Origin of the sequence: Microcoleus sp. T3_D1 (genome assembly GCF_036700405.1) — a bacterium.
Lineage (GTDB): Bacteria > Cyanobacteriota > Cyanobacteriia > Cyanobacteriales > Microcoleaceae > Microcoleus.
This window is the reverse complement of record NZ_JAUBOV010000042.1, coordinates 12,877-29,239: the sequence shown is the minus strand read 5'-3', so window position 1 is coordinate 29,239 and position 16,363 is coordinate 12,877. Positions and strand designations below refer to the sequence as shown.

The window sequence follows — 16,363 nt, the reverse complement described above, 5'->3', positions numbered from 1 at the left end:
CTCAAGTCAATCCCGCAATAATGACACTCCTACCCAAAATAGCGGTCTTAAAAAAGAACGACAGCACACAGTGAAAAAGCACGATATACCTCGTCGAACGAGAAGTGATCTGCACATCTGCAACGCCGGCAAGTCATGCCAATGCCAAAGGAGAAATATAAAAAATCTTTGTAGTGAGGTTCGTCGTCGCCCGGAAAATCCCAACCCCGCGCCTGGAAGTAGCTGCCGTGCAGTTTGCTCCGCTTTCGGTAGTAGCTGCGGGCATACTGCATCCTGAAGATAGGAGACTTATTGCATAAATCTTCGATCGATCGGGAAACCGCAGATGCAACGCGGATAATTTCAAGATAGGAGAGCGAATGCTGGCAATTGGAGTCTACTGTGTACCTGCATCCAAGACCCAATATAGGTTAGCCACAGTAAGGGTTAGAAAATCCCAACTACTGCTATCTTGGCAGGCAATCCCAAAAATTAACTATGAATTGGTAACACGCAGCACAGCCAGGATTTTTCATGCCTTTCGATAGATCGATCGACCTCAACCTTGTAGGTACAGTGGGAGAAAATATAAATTGTGGCTTGAAATTATGGCATCCTCCCAACCCCTCAAAGGCATTGAATTGATCGACTGCGCCAAAGCCAACGCCCAACAAGGAATCGCCACCGCCGCGAAGCTTTGCGGCTACGGAGGCGACCTCAACACCTTCGAGCGGGAACTAAAAAAGGCTTGCCAAGATATCGGCGTCGAAGTCAAGGAGTTAAGCGACTTGATTACGACTCAGCAGATGATGAAACAAGGAATGGGTATTGAAGTCGCTCCAGATACTCCCTCAGAACTTTAGGCTCAATCTCCACCGCACCAGTTTGAGAGCTAAGATTGCCCTGATACCAGTATTTTGAGTCTGCTAGCTGAGGCAGGCTAGAATGTTTTGCATGGGAGCTTCCGACTTTTGGCAGGAGTCGTGTTTTCTCCCGCGAAGAGGGTGCTTTCTGGAGGGTGCACAGATTGTTAGGAGGACTGTCGTGTCAGATCAGCAAGACCGAATTATGCGTTTGTTTATAGAGGAGGCTAAGGAGCACCTCGATACTCTAGAAAATGGTTTAGTGGATTTAAAGTCCACGATGAAAGACCCTGAAAGCGTCCAAGAGATGTTTCGAGCCGCCCATTCCGTGAAAGGAGGGGCGGCTATGCTTGGCTTAGATAGTATTAAAACAACCGCTCACCGCTTGGAAGATTGTTTTAAGGTGCTCAAGGACGGGCCCGTCAAGCAGGTTGACCAAACGGCAGAATCCCTATTTTTAAAGGGAGTTGATACGCTTAAGGACTTGCTGGGGCGACTGGAGGGGCCTTTCGGCTTGAGGAATGAGGAGGGAGAAAAACTCGTGCAGCAGGTGATGCCTGTTTTTGCTCAACTGGAAACTCACCTCGATAAATTGGCGTCGGGCAAAGTGCAGGCGGTTGCTGCTGGGTCTGGTACTCCCGCCGCTCCAACAGCGGGCGCTGTGCCGCCAAATTTTGCTGTTGAAGTGATGACTTTACTCAAAGAAATGTTGCAGGTGTTCAAGCAGAAAGAATCGGCTGCTAGTCGCTCTGAGTTGACGGCTGTGTGCGTTCGCCTCTATAAGTTGGGAGGTAAAATAGAGACTTGGCAAAATTTAGTAAAAACAGCTAGAGCAGCGATCGTTAATCCCAAAAACTCTTATAAAGTCTTAGCTCCGCTGATTATCAAAGAACTCAAAGAAGCTGGCGATTTAGTACAAGTAGGGAAAGTCAAGACGATCGTTCCGAGTAAAAATTTGCTACTTTTGGCAGCAAGCCCAAAACCAGCAGAGGCAAGCCCCCCAGCCGTTCCAGCAGCCCCAGCAGCAGCCTCGAAGCAAGTAGCACTTCCAGCCGAACCGAAGGCGGTAGTCAAGCTTTTGCTCAAAACTTTCAACAAAAAGCAACTCTCGGAAATCGCCAAGTTATTGGTTAACGCCATCAAATCCTCGAACTAGGATGTGTGGCAGTAGAAGATAGAGTTGAGCAGCAACTCGAAAAAATTCACTTTTTCGAGATTTTTGCCCTCTACCTTCTACTGTTGGGCAACCCTGCGTTAGAATGAGTGGATATGTAGGCGTGCAATATTGTACCAGAATAAAAAATCGAGCAGGCTTTATAAGGCGGTAGCTGTGAAACCAATTAGTTCATTAGAAGATGCTTTAAACCGCTGTCAGGCGATGGGAATGCGCTTGAGCCGCCAGCGTCGATTTATTCTAGAACTTTTGTGGGAGGCAAAAGAACACCTCTCCGCTCGCGAAATCTACGATCGCCTCAACAAACAAGCGCATTCGATCGGGCATACTTCTGTTTATCAAAATCTAGAAGCTTTGTCGAGAGCAGGGATTATTGAGTGCATAGAACGCTCGGAGGGACGCTTGTACGGCAATGTCAGCGACTCTCACTCTCACGTCAATTGTCTTGATACGGCTCAGATTCTAGACGTTCATGTGGAATTGCCGATCGACTTGATCGAGCTAATCCAAGAGCAAACGGGTGTCAAAATTGTAGACTACCGGATAGATTTCTACGGATACCGCTCGGCCGAGTCCGCCACGCAAGCATCGAGTGTCAGCGATACGCCACAGGCTTCGTAACGGATAAAGCAGCGGCTGTTGGACGCAAAACAGATATTTGTACAGGGCGGCCCGGTGGTATAAAATGATTTAAGTATTTAGCTGGGTTCGATCGGGCTTTTTGCCGTCGCGCGCCGGAATTCGGCACAGTAGAAAAAAACAGAAAACAGAAAAATGAAACTCGATCGGCAAGTTTGGCGATCGGGAATAAAGTTTTCGACTAAACCCAAAAAATCATTTCTACCGGCTACACGTAAAAGTGTAAACCAAATCCGGCTGTAGTGCCCCCTTGATTTTTTAATCGGCTTGGAGGAGACGAAAGTTTGTGTATTTGCGGTTTCAACCGCTGAGTCTGATAATGGAATTTCTGATCCGGATTTAATATTAGACCTTAGTTTAATCGCTCCCCCAATTCATCTGCGGAGTAAAATCTCAAATCTCAAATCTCAAATCTCAAATCTAAAATTGATGGACTGACGGGGCTTTATACTGTTTTTTCTGCTAAACTGCCCCGGAATCTGTCAATAACTGTTAGATAACTGGTATGATTTACGTGCTTCTTGAGCCTAAAATGCTCGGAAGCAACCAGTGGGGCCAGACACGAACCTCACTATAAAACACCGTAGAGGGAAAGATTGCCAGTACCTTGAAGGAAGTTCTCGATCTCCTTAACCGGAGTCAGAAGCCGACATCACAATCTATGATTTGATGTGGGAGTGTCACGTGAAGAGTGCGCATTACAGGACAGGCTGAAGTAATGGCGAGACGACAATCTGACCAATTCCACACACCACCGCAATACAACCCATCCCCTAAACCGACGGCACAGTTCAGTGCAGAGGCGACAGGCGATGCGAGTTCCTTCGTAACGGCGCAGCCAACCGAGGGAAAAAGAACTTTTTGGCAGTGGCAGCTTATCTGGCTGAGTCTCCTGGTGGGATTTGGAGTAACCGGTGCCGCTGCATTTCTGTGGTTGCTGACAATGCCGCCACCGCCGAATTGCCAGCAACTGTCGCCGCTGGCGGCGGACGGAGAGCGACTTTACTGCGCTCAACAAGCTGCGAAGTCGGGCAAGCTAGAACAGATAGAATCGGCAATGGCCTTGGTGCAGGCTTGGCCGAAAGAACATCCGCTATACTCGCAAGGTCAACATTTGATAGGGGAATGGTCGAAAGCCATTCTGGGATTTGCCAGGGCAAAAATTGAGAAGGGCGATTTGAAAGGTGCTCTGGAGATTGTGGCGAAAATTCCGAAAACCAGTCGGTCTTACCCAGAGGTAGAGGAGGCTGTGACTGCTTGGGAAAAAAATTGGCAGGAGGGCCAAAAACTCTACGATACAGCCCTAGCAGCTTTGAAAAGTGAGGATTTAAGGAAAGCCTGGGATTATGCTCAAGCTCTATTTAAGCTGGAAAATATTTTCTGGAGTCAGAAGCGGTACAACGAGCTGATAGGGCAGATTTCATTGGAAAGAAACGGCTGGCAGCGCTTGCAAGAGGCTAGAGATTTGGCGAAGGACGAGACTCCGCAAAAGTTCGCTGAGGCAATCGTCCTAGCTCGCAAAATCGACTCGCAGCTTTTTGCCCGCGCTAAAGCTGAGAAGGAAATTGAGGGCTGGAGCCGAATTTTGCTGGCAATGGCTACTAAGCGGTTGGCGGCGAAAGATTTGCCGGGGGCGATCGAGGCTGCTTCTGTTGTGCCACAGGATTCGCTACTGTTTGCGGAAGCTCAAGATTTGATGCAGTTGGGTAGGGCTCAGGCAGTGACGTGGAACCAGTCGATATCAACTCCGCTGCCACAACACATTTTTAGCTTGCTGGAAGGGCAGGGGGCTGCTAGCAAAATAGCTCCGGGTCGTCCTCTGTACAAGCAAGCTCAAGTTCAAATTGAAAATTTGCAGGTGCAGTTTCAAGATTTGCTGCGGCTGCAAGTGGCGAGCACGATCGCTAGTTTCGGTCAGATAGGGACGTTTGGACTCGCGATCGAGCAAGCGCAAACCATCGGACTCAAGCAGCCGCGGCGGATTCACGCTCAAACTTTGGTGGCTTCTTGGCGCCGGGAAATTGAGCGGATCGAAGACCAATCTTTTCTGACTCTGGCGAAGCAGTTGGCCCAAGCGCAAACGGTTGAAGGACTAAAGGGCGGCATGGCTCAGGTAGTTCTGATTGCTCAAAACCGCCCTCGCAGGATAGAAGCGCAAACTCTGCTGGCTCAGTGGACGAAACGCATAGAAGTTATTCAAGATCAGCCTTTTTTGGATGAAGCGATAGCCCTGGCGAAGCAAGGAAAACTTAGTGCGGCTATTGAAAAAGCTTCGCAAATTAAGAGCGGTAGGACTTTGTACGCGAAAGCTCAGGATAATGTCTATCAGTGGGTGAGCGAACTGCAAGTTGCTCAAGACAGACCGATTCTCGATCGAGCTGCGGAATTGGCATCTCAAGGCAGTCTAGGAGCGGCGATCGATACGGCTTCCCAAATCGGTTACGGTAGGGCGCTGTATTCAGAGGCTGCAGGTGCGATCGGGCGCTGGAGTGCTGAACTCAGAGCCAACAGTGCACCGCCGCCGGAACCCGCTCGCGATTACGCGCCGGAACCCGCTCGCGACTACGCGCCAGCTCCAGCAGAGGAGTACGCGCCAGCTCCGCGACAGGAGGAGTACGCGCCAGCTCCGCGACAGGAGGAGTACGCGCCAGAGCCAGAGCCTTACTATCCGCCTCCGAGAGAAGAGGCCCCGGCTCCGGAACCTTACTATCCGCCTGCTAGGGAACCGGAACCTTACTATCCGCCCGCGAGAGAGCCGGAACCGGAACCTTACTATCCGCCCGCGAGGGAGCCGGAACCTTACTATCCGCCCGCGAGAGAAGAGGCACCGGCTCCGGCTCCGGAACCACCTCCTCCGGCTCCGGCTCCAGAACCCGCGCCACCCTCGATTCCTGAATCGGCTGGGCCTCCTGATGCTAATTTGATGCCCGAGTAATTGGGTTTTCGCGCGATCGATCTCTAAAATCTCGAATCTAAAATCAAGTGAGTAATTTCCAAGTGCTGACGATCGATGGCGACCCCATTTTCCGGCTGGGGCTGCGAGTTGCTTGCGAGCAGTATCCAGACTTGCAAGTTGTCGCAGAGGTTTCAACGGGAAAGGAGGCTTTGCGGGTTCTAGAAGCTCGCTCGATCGGCTCTGAAACAGCCAAGAAGCCTGGAGATTTGGCAATTTTGGCTGTTGAGACCCTAAATTGGCGATCGGGCCAAACAGAGGCGCTGGCCTTTTGTCGCGAACTCAAAAGTTTGTACCCCAACCTGCCCCTGTTGCTGCTAGGCGGGCCGCTGACACCGGAGCTGTTGGCGGAAGTACAGGCGACGGGCGCGAATGGCTATTGTCCTAAAGGTAGAGATATTTCCCTGACAATCGAAGCTATTCGCGCGGTGGCATCTGGTTGCACTTATTGGGCGACGGATGCGACAGGTAACTCGGAAATAGAACTAAATGCAGCGGTGGTTCAAACAGTACAAAAATCCGCAGCAATTGCAGATAAAAATGCAGATAATTCGACAGTTGATACGCCAGTACACAAAAAAATGCTGGCTCATTTTTGTCTTTCTGGACTACGGGAAATAGATGCAACTTTGGCGGTTGTCCAAGCTGATTTGCAAGAGATTAAAGCGGCAGCTCCGACAGATTTGCCCTCTATTTTAGATGGCGTTGTACTCAGCGGGCGCCGCCGAGAATTGCTGGCAGCTCGCTGGATTGTCAGTCAGTTATTATTTGAAGGAAAAGGGGAGAAGGCAGAAGGAAGAAAGCAGAAGGCAGAAGGCAGAAAGCAGAGGGGAGAAGGCAGATGGGAGAAAGAAGAAATTAGAGGCGAGAATTTGTTAAATAATTCTCAATCGCAATTAGCTAATTCCCAAGTTTCTGCTGAATCTTTGGTGGTTGCAACTAATTGGCAAAATAGCTTGTTTGACTCGGTGGCGGCTAAATTGCAGTTGGATTTGGTGAATTTGACTGGCTTGCCTTTGGAAATCGATATTTTGCGATCGACCAAAAAGCGTGAATTGATGAGTTCCATCCTGCGGAAGTTAAAAGATTTGCTGGAGGAATTGCGCTTTTCACAAGTGCAGGAAACTCAATTGTCGCAAAAAATGCAGGCTATTTTACAGGATTTGTGGGAAGCGACAATCATAGATTTTTTTGGCAGATACTATACACTGCCAACGGGAGAAACTCTGGTTCTTGATGGCAGTCAAACAAGCTTGAAACTGGCAGAAAGTCAAGAGGAAAGCGCTGCTTATCTCTTGGCGGGCAGCGGCGTAGAAGTTGTGCCGATGCTGCTGGCAGATGCTGATGTAGTTGCCGCACAAATCCTTGACAAAATACCGATGACGGTTGATTTTTTTGCACATTTACTATTTGAAATTCCTCTAACAGTTGACAATATTGCTTGTGTTGCTGGCAGCCCGGAAGCGATGCAGCGAGCTGAAGCTTTGTTGGAAAATTTGGCAATTCAAGTTGCTAGCGGAGTGGTACAACCTCTACTAAATAATTTGGCAAATCTTGAAGAAATTAAGCAAATTTTTTACGATGGTAAGTTGATTTCGACGCGAGAAATTGAGAGATTTCGGAATGATTTGTCGTGGAGATATAGCTGGGATAGATATTTTGTGGAACCGAAAGCTATTTTTGAAAGCAGGTTTTGGCTGTTTGTTTTGGGCGATTCTGGAATTAAGAAAATTTCTATTTATGCTCCTAGAAATCTGGAGTTAGCACAGTTGTCTGGGTGGCAGTTAGCCTTGACTTTGCTGCTGGAAACGAGGGATGCGATCGCACCTAGAGTTCGGGCGGTTATTTCGCTGTTGGGTGCAGGGGTTGTTTACGTTTTGACTCAGGTTATAGGGCGGGGAATTGGTTTGATCGGGCGGGGAATTATCCAAGGGATTGGTAATTCTTTGCAGGATAGCAAGTTTGGGAAAAATGGGTAATTGGGAATTGGGCATCGGGCATTGGGCATCGGGCATTGCTAATTGATAATATTGATAATTGGGCATTGGTAGTGATATTATAGGTAGGATAGATATGAGATGTGACACCATTCTCAATAACCTGTAGGGGCGGGTTTTTCCAACAATATTTGGTTGAGATCGATAGTCTCATAAACCCGCCCCTGCCCAACGGTAAATCGCGGTCGATCGACCGGATTTGATAGAACTTACTGCTATAGGGTTGACTTTTTATGAGTATTATGATAGCGATAGATGCCGATCGCATAAACAGTTTAGATTTGTCTCCCGTGCGGACTGTAATTGAAAAGTGGCTGGCCGAAGGAGCGATCGCCCAAAACGAACAACAGCTACAATTTGAAATTGAGTATCCGCGCGAAGAGTTAGATCCGCGAGAAATTTCCGAAATTCCCGAAGTGCGGCTGTGGTTTATTCGCTTGGATGCTTGTTACCCTTGGCTGCCATTTTTGCTGGATTGGAAAGCGGGAGAATTGGCGCGCTATGCGGCGATGTTGGTGCCACACCAGTTCCACCGCACCCAAGGTATTCAGTACAATCCTGAAGCTTTGGAAATGTTTTTGATGAACAAAATTTTTGTCTTGACTGATTGGTTGAATCAGCAGGGAATTCCCAGTAAATCGAAGTTGATGGCCATGTCGCAGATGTTTGGTTATGATTTGGAGGATGCTTTTTTTGATGTGATTGTGCCACACAAATAAGCATCGCACTCAAATTAACATAGGGAGCATCTCAGTTTTGCATTTACAGTGCGAGCGTCCCCGCTCGCGTATTGTACAATACGCGAGCGGGGACGCTCGCACTACAATAAAAAAAATGCTTTTTACAAAACTGAGATGCTCCCATTAACATAGTCCTACTTAGATAGGCTACTCTATACCTTAAGACTAAGAACAAAGGTATAAATTCGGTTTCTTCCCTTGTGGGGCGGGCTTTCCAGTCCGCCTCCGCAGCTATAACTTCCATCCACAGCAGCTTAATTAATCTTAACAGCAACCGCAATCCGGCTTTAATACAATAGTTTAGCCAGCGCGCCTCAAAAAATTGTTGCTGGACTTCAGAATTTTCTCAGAATTGAGAGTTAGTTTAAACTCACATCTTGCACCATTCTCAAGAACAGGCAAGATGCCTGTTCCACAAGAGATAAATTTTCTTGTGGAACAGGCCGAAAAGCCTGTTCATAAAAAGATTATTGAGAATGCTGCAATATCTCAGTTTAAATAGACAACGATCGCCCGATTCAATCGATCGAGGAAATTTACCATGAAAACAGATTACCTCATCGTCGGCAGTGGTTTATCAGCACTGGTTTTCGGAGCTTTGATGGCAAACTCCGGCAAAACCGTACACATCCTCGAAGCTCACGAGCATCCCGGAGGCTTTGGTCACACCTTTACGATGGCCAAAAAATACACCTTTAATGCCCAATTCCACTACGTTTGGGACTGCGGCGAAGGACATACAGTCAATCGAGTTCTCAAAAAACTCGGTCTCGATCGAGATGTCACCTTTGAACGGTACGATCCGAATGGCTACGACCACATGAGAATGCCTGGGTATGCGATCGATATTCCCTCGGAACCAGAGGAACTGATCCGCAGATTGTCGGCGCTGTTTCCCGAAGCGGGCGAGAGAATTCGCAAATTCGTCAACGAAGTCGAGAAAACCGGCGAAGGACTCAGAAAACTCGCTCCTCCCGTCAAACCAATTGAATTGCTCAAAAATTTCGGTGACGTATTCTGTGCCGTCCAACACCTCAACAGTACACTTCAGGACGTTTTCGACAAGTTCCAACTCCCGCAAGCCGCCCAAACCCTATTAGCCCTGCAATGGCCGGACTTTTTGCTGCCTCCAAATCAGCTTTCTTTCTATGCTTGGATTGCCTTGTTTAGAGGCTATCAAGAAGGCGCATTTTACCCGACGCAGCATTTTGAATCTGTCATCAATTCTTTAGTTAAAGTCATTGAATCCAACGGGGGGAAAGTTCTATTAAACCATGAAGTCACGAATTTTAGGGTGACAAACAGAACAGTAACCGGTGTTGAAGCGATGGATTTGACCACGCATCAAACCCATGAATTCACGGGCGACAAGGTGATTTGCAACCTTGACCCGAAAAGAGCGGCCAAGATGATTGGAGAGGAACAGTTCTCTAAAACAGTGCGGCGGAAACTCAACTATGAGTATTCTGCATCTAACTACATGGTGTACTGCGTTGTCAAAGATATCGATCTCCGAGACTATGGATTTGGCAAGTGGAATACGTTTCATACGGAACACTTGGATCTAAATGAAGCTTTTGCTCAAATGTACGAGCAAAATGATTTTTCTCGTCCGAGTTTTGCAATTACAACGCCAACTTTACTGACCCAAGCGCGGCGGGATTGTCCAGAAGATTGTCAAATTGTCGAATTTCTGACTGTTGCTAATTACAGCTATTTTAAACAGCTTTGGGAGAGCGATCGCAAAGCTTACAGACAGAAGAAACAAGAGATTCTGGACTCGATTTTAGATGTTGTTGAAAAACACTATGTTCCGAATTTTCGCAAACACATGGTCTTTCATGTTACCGGAAGTCCGACGACTAACGAGCGCTTCTGCTGGTGTCCTAACGGTAATTCCTACGGTTCCAGCCTGACGCCGCGCAACATGGGGGTCGATCGACTAAATCATGAAACATCCCTCAACAATTTCTATTTCTGCAACGCCTCTTCGGGCTATCCAGGCTTTGCGCCGACATTTTGGACGGGGGCGCTGCTTTATCAACGTTTATCCGGCGATGCGATTTTAGGCTAGGAGGAATTGGTTACTCGGCGATTGAAATCGCTACTACAGAAACGAAGTCTGCCTCCGCAGACTAAAAAATAAAAAGGGCATCACATCCAACCTGGCAACGAGAGAAAGCTAGAAAAAGGTTCTTGTCCCCCCCTTATTAAGGGGGGTTAGGGGGGATCGGATCGTTTCTCCAACAGCTCTTAAGCATTCGATGATTAATGTTCCATTCTATCAATCTAGGAGTGAACTATGAGAATTGCAATTGTTGGGGGCGGAGCCAGTGGTATGGCAGCAGCCTACTGGCTCGATAAACAGGGGCATCACGTCACTGTGTTGGAAAGTCAGCCGATTTTAGGCGGACACATTCGGACGCTGAACAAAAATGTTGTACCCAATCAATCGGAGTGCAATGAAATATTAGAAAATGGGGTGCTGGAATTTCCGACGGTGTTTTACAATTTCGCGGCTTTTATGCAGGATCTAGGCGTTGAATTAGAACCGGTGCAGATTGGTTCCGCGCTGTTTTTTAAAGATGGCACTCACTTTTTGTCGGCGGTATCTATCCAAAAGAATTTCACCGGAATCCAACGCCTGAGCGAGTATTTGCGACTTGATAGTCTCTACGCTCGTTCGGCGGGATTTATTTTAAGAATGCGGTTTGCTAAACAGCATGATTTCAACGGCGTGTCGCTTTCTGAGTCTTTGAAAAGCTCGTGCGTCCGCAATTATTGGCTGAAGTTGCTGACGATGTACAGCTACTCGATACCGTTTGAATTGCTCGACAATTTCCCGGCAGAATTAGCGATGCCTGTTCTACGCGAATATGGCTTGGTCAACTGGGTGAGGATTAAAGGCGGGGTGTATTCTTACATTGAAAAGATTTTGGAGCGATTTAAGGGCGATATACGGCTAAATGTGGAGATTTCCAATATTTTTAGAAGTGCGGATGCTGTAAAAATTGTGCTTTCTGATGGGGAAATCCAGGAATTTGATAAGGTGGTTTTTGCGATGCCACCAGACCAAGTGATGAGGCTGTTGTCCGATCCGACGGAGGCGGAAAGGAAGCGGTTTTCGGCGTGGAAACCCAGTTATGCCACCACTGTACTGCATTCGGATACATCAATGTACGATCGCTACGGTATCCGCAAGTTATCTGAATTTGATTTTTTCGAGACGGACAAGGGATGGGGATATAATGCGAGCTTGAATCAGCTTTGCGGCATCTCCTCGCCACGAGAGTACAGTTTAGCATTTCATCTGGAGGAGTCGATCGGCCAAAAGCACATTATTCACATTCAGAAACATCACACGCCGCTGTACACTGTCGAGTCTTTTCGATATCGAGATGAAGTTATCGAGACTAATGGCGAGAACAACACTTATCATGCGGGAGCTTATTTGGGGGATGGTTTGCACGAAGGAGCCATTACCTCTGCTTTGCGAGTCGCGAAATTAATCGGGTGAGATCAATTGTGATGCTACAAACTCTCGCAAATATCAGTAAATTTCTTGCCGGTGCAGCACTCTCACAAAAGTAATTATGTCTGCATCAAAAGTTAAACCAATGCGAGAGTCGTCCACTCGGATGCGAGATAATTTTTGCCGCTGGCTAAGCTGCGACACCACGTGCTGCTGTTAAGTAGACATCATTGCTCAAAGATGGGGGCATTGTTGAGCCGGCTAACTGAGTACCCTCAAAGTTGGTTCCCGTGAATGTTGCCCCGCTCAAGTCGGCTTCGCTCAAGTCTGCATAGCACAGCCTAGCCCAATCGAGGTTTGCCTGCACCAAAGAAACTCCCACCAGATTTGCCCTGCTTAAATCTGCTCCCATCAACTTGACGCCCCGCAACTGAGCCCCGCTGAGATTGGCGGCTAACAAGTTCGAGCCTTCCAAGTTTACCCCGTTCAGTTTGGCTTCGCTGAGGTTGACGCCATTGAGATCCGTCCTGCTCAGGTCGATGCCATTGATGTAAGCTTTGCTGAGATAGATGCCTGTTAGTTGAGCGCCAAAAAGCTTTGCACCGCTGAGTTTTGCCCCTCCGCAGTTGGCCCAGTTGAGGTTGGCTCCCGTGAGGTTGGCGCCCCGCAGGTTGATGAATTGCAGGTCGGCTGTACACAAATTGGCGTTCCAGAGGATGGCGCTCCGCAGGTTGCTACCGATGAGTTGGGCCCCACTCAACTTTGCCCTGGGCAGTTTTGCTTTGACGAGGAAAGCTCCGCTGAGATTGGCTTTTGTAAGCTCTGCGTCGGCTAGCCTGGCTTGGCCCATTTTGGCAAAACTCAGATTTGCCCTGTAAAGGTTTGCGCCGTTTAGTTCTGCTTTGGTGAGATGCGCCCGACTCAGGTTAGCTCCCGACAGGTTAGCCCTCGAAAGGTTTACGCCAACCAACATAGCTCCGCTGAGGTTTGCTCCGCTGAGGTTTGCGTCAGCAAAGTCTCTGTTTCCATTTTCGTACTGTTTGAGCAGCTCGGTTACTTCCATACCGGTCACATTCCTAATAGCGGAAATTTATCTATAAATAAACACTCTTTATAAATATTTTATCTCAAAGGAACCGGATGCGATCGCACTTTCAAGAAAGCTGAGAATCAACTTTATATTTATACATATACTTTGTGCTTTTTGCAGAGTCCCGACCGTTTTGATGTCATAGTCTGAAACCCTTGATTTACTTAGCCTCTAGTGTGCTTGGGCAAGGGTTGCGATCGTACTGAGATCCGTGAAACCGTTATTTTCAGTAGGTAAGCCATCAAACCCTGTCCGAAGTGTTAATAAATAGTAAAATCAATATTTTTGTTGTCCACTGTGGCTAACAGCTTTTTTAAACGGAGACTGCAAATTTGTTAGTTGTGTTTGCGTCAGGTGTCGCGCAGGCTGGCATGGCCATAGCTCCATATTTTATCTACTGTCATTCGATTTTAGATTTTAGATTTTAGATTTTGGATTGACTTGCGCGAGATAAATTCGGGGGCGTGAGGATTTTAGATTTTAGATTTTGGATTGATTCCACGGATAAATCACGTGGCGGGTACCACCTTTGAAATTCTTGGTCATTTTTCATGAAAATTAGATGTGGAACAACAGCTTAATCAGCCATAATTTTTCTCGGTAGTCTCGCAGCAGTTAGACGATCGTGCTTTTCCATATTTGCTTGAGTCGATCGGGGCTAAAAGTAATTGCAAACAGTGTACTTCTGAGGGATGTATCGATATGCCTAACGGTAGATGCTATTTGTTCAAAACCTAGTGCATAATCTACTGACGATTGTAGAAAACTAACAGCGAGTAATATCCGTATAGCATCACCTCGTCTACTTGCAGTTAGGCAGATGTGTCAATCTATGTTATGCTGAGTCAAAATTGAGGAAGGATCATGTCAAAAGAAAGAAAAAGCAACAAAGAAGTCAAAAAGCCAAAGAAACAACCTGATGGTGTTGCTAAGCCGAAGGATGACAAAAAAAATTATGGTAGCACCGATGGCCGCAAGTAGAGATAGCTGCCACTGTCGGAATTGCGATTAATTTTGTTCAATTGTCATTACGATCGATTTTTAACATATTAAAATATCCTATTTTGGGATTATCCGAAAACAGGTTTATTATATTTAGGGAATATGCAGTGCTAAACCCCAAGTATAATGAAATCTGTTTTTAGCGATGAATATGAAACCTTCCGTTGCTGTATGATTGCGGCTCGTAAAGAAGCGCAACTAACTCAGGAGTCTGTTGCTAAATCTCTTAAAAAGCCCCAGTCTTTCGTAGCCAAATATGAAAACGGTGAACGAAGGTTAGATGTAATTGAGTTTCTGTTAGTTGCTCATGTAATTGGTGTAGATCCTTGTGATATTATTAGGAAAATTTCACAAAAAATATCTGAAGCATCTTGTGAGAGCGAGATATGAATACGCAAGATGTAATCAGACTTGCATCCCAATATCTAGATCGCTTATCGGGTAACACTTTCGACGTTTTAGATGTATCTAAACCTGTTACCGTAGATGCAGCGGTTAACCTGTCTAAAGTTATCTCAAAGCTTTCGCCCTTAGTCGGAAATTTAATCGAATTTAACACCGTTGAATTCTTGAATCAACAAAATGAGTTCGCTGAATTTGGAAAGTGGCATAGGCAAGATCCGGGCTTTCCAGATACTATTTTCCTCGGCATAGTTCAACCAACGCCCGGATTAGAAATTAAAGCGTGGTTCCCACTAGCAACAGAGATAACAGCACGTTTCAAAGATAGTCAGAATCACTTTAGGTTCGATCCGACCTACGTTGCTATCCTGGCATAGCTACCCGATAAAATCATCTATGGCAAGCCTCGCATTCTTGATGTGTGCGTTGTCTCTGGTTTATCGGTAGCTGTAGCGAGAGATACCCACTATCACAATCCGCCAGATTATCTTGTTTTAGAGCCGGAAGATACAACTCAAAGAACAGCAAATTTGCAACAAACAAACACCAGTGGATATAAATTCCAAGGCTCTGCTGAGGAGTTTTTAGAAGCTGAGAAAATAGTTGATTCATGGGGTAGTCAAGGAAAAGTCTACAAACCAACTAGAGAGTATCAGCGCCTTCTGCGGGAGCTACGGATACGCTATGAATATAGACTAGATACAAATTTTGCAAAGATGGACAGAATTGTACATCCAGGCATTGAGGAATTTAAGCGACGTGTCTACAATACTGAAGTTTCTGGTATGACCGTTGGTCGGTGGAATAAGCTTTTATCAAGTCGCCTAGAAGGCAGCATCAAGAAATCCCTACAAGATTATCTACAGATTAGAGAAGAGAGTATTGATGAAATTATTGATTAAATCTCTGTACACCATAGTAGAAATAGTCGGGGTCTATCTCGCAAGAAAAGGCTTTTCGTTTTAGTTTACGTGCTGACAAAGCTGCACTGAAAAGTCCACCAAAAGGTTCCCATATCACATCGTTTTCATCGCTCGATGCCTCAACAATAAGGTTCATCAGATCCAAAGGTTTTTGGTTGAGATGTAATGCTTTTCCAGAGAGAGTTTTAACTCTCTCATCGCCCCGTAAAGCTTGACGCTCCCAAACGTTTGTAAAACCGTGAGGGCATCTAAATTTCGATCGCATCTTGCTCCATTCTTGTCCCGTTAAAGGCTGATTGCCATCCAGCGAAAAGTATGGTTTTCCTTGAGGACTACCATACTCATTTGCATAGTTCACTAGCCTTTCAAACATCTCGGTCGGAGGGAAATACCACAAATGCCCTTGATCGAAGTATTTCCTGGTTGCTGCATCCACCACCCCGCAAGCATTATTGGCCCGTCGTAATGGCAACCCAGAGCGTTTCCACTCTCGCAATAACCACGCCTTTAAGGTAACTTCATTAACTGTTACTTCTCTAACGTATTGAACGCAGACTTCTGTAACGACGGGGAACCTGCGAATTTTCTGTGTGTTAACATTCCCTGCGATATGACCTTTTCCCTTGTTCCAAATATTGGAATTGACATAGCGCCAACCATATTTTTCTAGAAGTGGATGCACAATAGCCCAACCAATCTCTGAATTCCAAAACCAGAGTGTTGTACAGGGTATGGCTGCTTTTGACCAGGCTTCGATATGAGGTTTATACCAATTAGGTAAATCAATGTGATCTGAGGTATCTCCTTCAAACCCAAGAATACCGTAAGCTCCATCTGAAACTATGACAGTAGGTTGCTCCCAATTGTCGTAGTGCTGGAGACTATCGCCGAGATATAAAGTAACGTATTCGTCACTCCATGCAGAAAAATTAAAATTGGTATTGAGATTAGCTACTTTGCCACGACCAACAGTGCTGCTCGCTTTGCGTTTTAAGATGCTGGGAGAATTCGCTTCTGCGTTAGGACTCATTTGTTGACTTACGTGACTGTAAAAATTAAGTACAAATATTTTATCCTATTTTGGGATATTGAGGTTTAGTGATACCAAAGTTAACCTACCTACTTCCGC

16 protein-coding genes are annotated in these 16,363 nt (G+C 46.5%); 11 read left to right on the top strand and 5 right to left on the bottom strand.

Annotation, left to right across the window (positions count from 1 at the left end; translation table 11 throughout):
* Position 1 precedes the first annotated feature (1 nt).
* Together QT992_RS33655 and QT992_RS33650 are read right to left on the bottom strand one after the other, a co-directional pair.
* Positions 2-82, bottom strand: coding sequence for a hypothetical protein (locus tag QT992_RS33655; RefSeq protein ID WP_445305389.1), 81 nt, complete (start codon positions 80-82; stop codon positions 2-4).
* A complete protein-coding gene (locus QT992_RS33650; protein WP_445305388.1) occupies positions 48-272 on the bottom strand; it encodes a DUF1345 domain-containing protein in 225 nt (74 codons plus the stop codon). Before QT992_RS33650 ends, QT992_RS33655 begins: the two co-directional genes overlap by 35 nt.
* 315 nt (positions 273-587) lie before the next feature.
* Here QT992_RS33650 and QT992_RS19415 point away from each other — a divergent pair, with 315 nt between their 5' ends.
* The 8 genes from QT992_RS19415 to QT992_RS19380 all read left to right on the top strand — a co-directional run bounded on the left by QT992_RS19415 (position 588) and on the right by QT992_RS19380 (position 11,862).
* Positions 588-842, top strand: a complete 255-nt coding sequence (locus QT992_RS19415; RefSeq protein WP_242722877.1) for a hypothetical protein — start codon at positions 588-590, stop codon at positions 840-842.
* A gap of 82 nt (positions 843-924) precedes the next feature.
* Positions 925-1,998 (top strand): Hpt domain-containing protein, encoded by a 1,074-nt coding sequence (locus tag QT992_RS19410; RefSeq protein WP_333319784.1) that lies wholly within the window; start codon positions 925-927, stop codon positions 1,996-1,998.
* A gap of 174 nt (positions 1,999-2,172) precedes the next feature.
* The gene (locus QT992_RS19405; RefSeq protein WP_333319786.1) at positions 2,173-2,637 is read left to right on the top strand and encodes a Fur family transcriptional regulator; all 465 of its coding nucleotides are present in this window, start codon (positions 2,173-2,175) and stop codon (positions 2,635-2,637) included.
* A 736-nt stretch (positions 2,638-3,373) separates the two neighbouring features.
* Entirely contained in the window at positions 3,374-5,590 is a 2,217-nt protein-coding gene (locus QT992_RS19400) for a hypothetical protein (protein WP_333342250.1), read from the top strand.
* 47 nt (positions 5,591-5,637) lie between these two features.
* Positions 5,638-7,587 (top strand): DUF3685 domain-containing protein, encoded by a 1,950-nt coding sequence (locus tag QT992_RS19395; protein ID WP_333342248.1) that lies wholly within the window; start codon positions 5,638-5,640, stop codon positions 7,585-7,587.
* A 251-nt stretch (positions 7,588-7,838) separates the two neighbouring features.
* Complete coding sequence (locus QT992_RS19390) at positions 7,839-8,324, top strand: CRR6 family NdhI maturation factor (RefSeq protein ID WP_333218718.1); 486 nt, start codon at positions 7,839-7,841, stop codon at positions 8,322-8,324.
* A 562-nt stretch (positions 8,325-8,886) separates the two neighbouring features.
* Positions 8,887-10,419, top strand: coding sequence for an NAD(P)/FAD-dependent oxidoreductase (locus QT992_RS19385; RefSeq protein WP_333341646.1), 1,533 nt, complete (start codon positions 8,887-8,889; stop codon positions 10,417-10,419).
* Positions 10,420-10,647: 228 nt separating this feature from the next.
* A complete protein-coding gene (locus QT992_RS19380; RefSeq protein ID WP_333341645.1) occupies positions 10,648-11,862 on the top strand; it encodes an FAD-dependent oxidoreductase in 1,215 nt (404 codons plus the stop codon).
* 33 nt (positions 11,863-11,895) lie between these two features.
* Here QT992_RS19380 and QT992_RS19375 read toward each other — a convergent pair whose 3' ends face one another.
* A complete protein-coding gene (locus QT992_RS19375; protein WP_333341643.1) occupies positions 11,896-12,021 on the bottom strand; it encodes a hypothetical protein in 126 nt (41 codons plus the stop codon).
* On the bottom strand, positions 12,008-12,880 hold the full coding sequence (locus tag QT992_RS19370; protein ID WP_333317785.1) for a pentapeptide repeat-containing protein: 873 nt from the start codon (positions 12,878-12,880) through the stop codon (positions 12,008-12,010). The genes QT992_RS19375 and QT992_RS19370 overlap by 14 nt, the downstream gene beginning before the upstream one ends.
* A 1,155-nt stretch (positions 12,881-14,035) precedes the next feature.
* Between QT992_RS19370 and QT992_RS19365 the strand changes: the two genes are divergently transcribed.
* The 3 genes from QT992_RS19365 to QT992_RS19355 are packed head-to-tail and all read left to right on the top strand — an operon-like array spanning position 14,036 to position 15,213.
* Entirely contained in the window at positions 14,036-14,299 is a 264-nt protein-coding gene (locus tag QT992_RS19365) for a helix-turn-helix domain-containing protein (protein WP_190736647.1), read from the top strand.
* Entirely contained in the window at positions 14,296-14,688 is a 393-nt protein-coding gene (locus QT992_RS19360) for a hypothetical protein (protein WP_333317787.1), read from the top strand. The genes QT992_RS19365 and QT992_RS19360 overlap by 4 nt, the downstream gene beginning before the upstream one ends.
* A 42-nt stretch (positions 14,689-14,730) precedes the next feature.
* Positions 14,731-15,213 carry a hypothetical protein gene (locus tag QT992_RS19355; protein ID WP_333317788.1) on the top strand — a complete coding sequence of 161 codons (483 nt, stop codon included), beginning with the start codon at positions 14,731-14,733 and terminating at the stop codon, positions 15,211-15,213.
* Here the strand turns inward: QT992_RS19355 and QT992_RS19350 are convergent.
* A complete protein-coding gene (locus tag QT992_RS19350) occupies positions 15,203-16,264 on the bottom strand; it encodes a DNA methyltransferase (protein ID WP_333317790.1) in 1,062 nt (353 codons plus the stop codon). The two genes, QT992_RS19355 and QT992_RS19350, sit on opposite strands and share 11 nt — an antisense overlap.
* Positions 16,265-16,363: the final 99 nt, after the last annotated feature.

Bases quoted from the DNA above. Each gene is read 5' to 3' on its own strand.
- QT992_RS19410 (WP_333319784.1), top strand. From the start codon at position 925: ATGTTTTGCATGGGAGCTTCCGACTTTTGGCAGGAGTCGTGTTTTCTC.
- QT992_RS19380 (WP_333341645.1), top strand. From the start codon at position 10,648: ATGAGAATTGCAATTGTTGGGGGCGGAGCCAGTGGTATGGCAGCAGCC.
- QT992_RS19365 (WP_190736647.1), top strand. From the start codon at position 14,036: ATGAAATCTGTTTTTAGCGATGAATATGAAACCTTCCGTTGCTGTATG.
- QT992_RS19415 (WP_242722877.1), top strand. From the start codon at position 588: ATGGCATCCTCCCAACCCCTCAAAGGCATTGAATTGATCGACTGCGCC.
- QT992_RS19360 (WP_333317787.1), top strand. From the start codon at position 14,296: ATGAATACGCAAGATGTAATCAGACTTGCATCCCAATATCTAGATCGC.
- QT992_RS19350 (WP_333317790.1), bottom strand. From the start codon at position 16,264: ATGAGTCCTAACGCAGAAGCGAATTCTCCCAGCATCTTAAAACGCAAA.
- QT992_RS19370 (WP_333317785.1), bottom strand. From the start codon at position 12,880: ATGGAAGTAACCGAGCTGCTCAAACAGTACGAAAATGGAAACAGAGAC.
- QT992_RS19400 (WP_333342250.1), top strand. From the start codon at position 3,374: ATGGCGAGACGACAATCTGACCAATTCCACACACCACCGCAATACAAC.
- QT992_RS19390 (WP_333218718.1), top strand. From the start codon at position 7,839: ATGAGTATTATGATAGCGATAGATGCCGATCGCATAAACAGTTTAGAT.
- QT992_RS33650 (WP_445305388.1), bottom strand. From the start codon at position 272: ATGCAGTATGCCCGCAGCTACTACCGAAAGCGGAGCAAACTGCACGGC.
- QT992_RS19385 (WP_333341646.1), top strand. From the start codon at position 8,887: ATGAAAACAGATTACCTCATCGTCGGCAGTGGTTTATCAGCACTGGTT.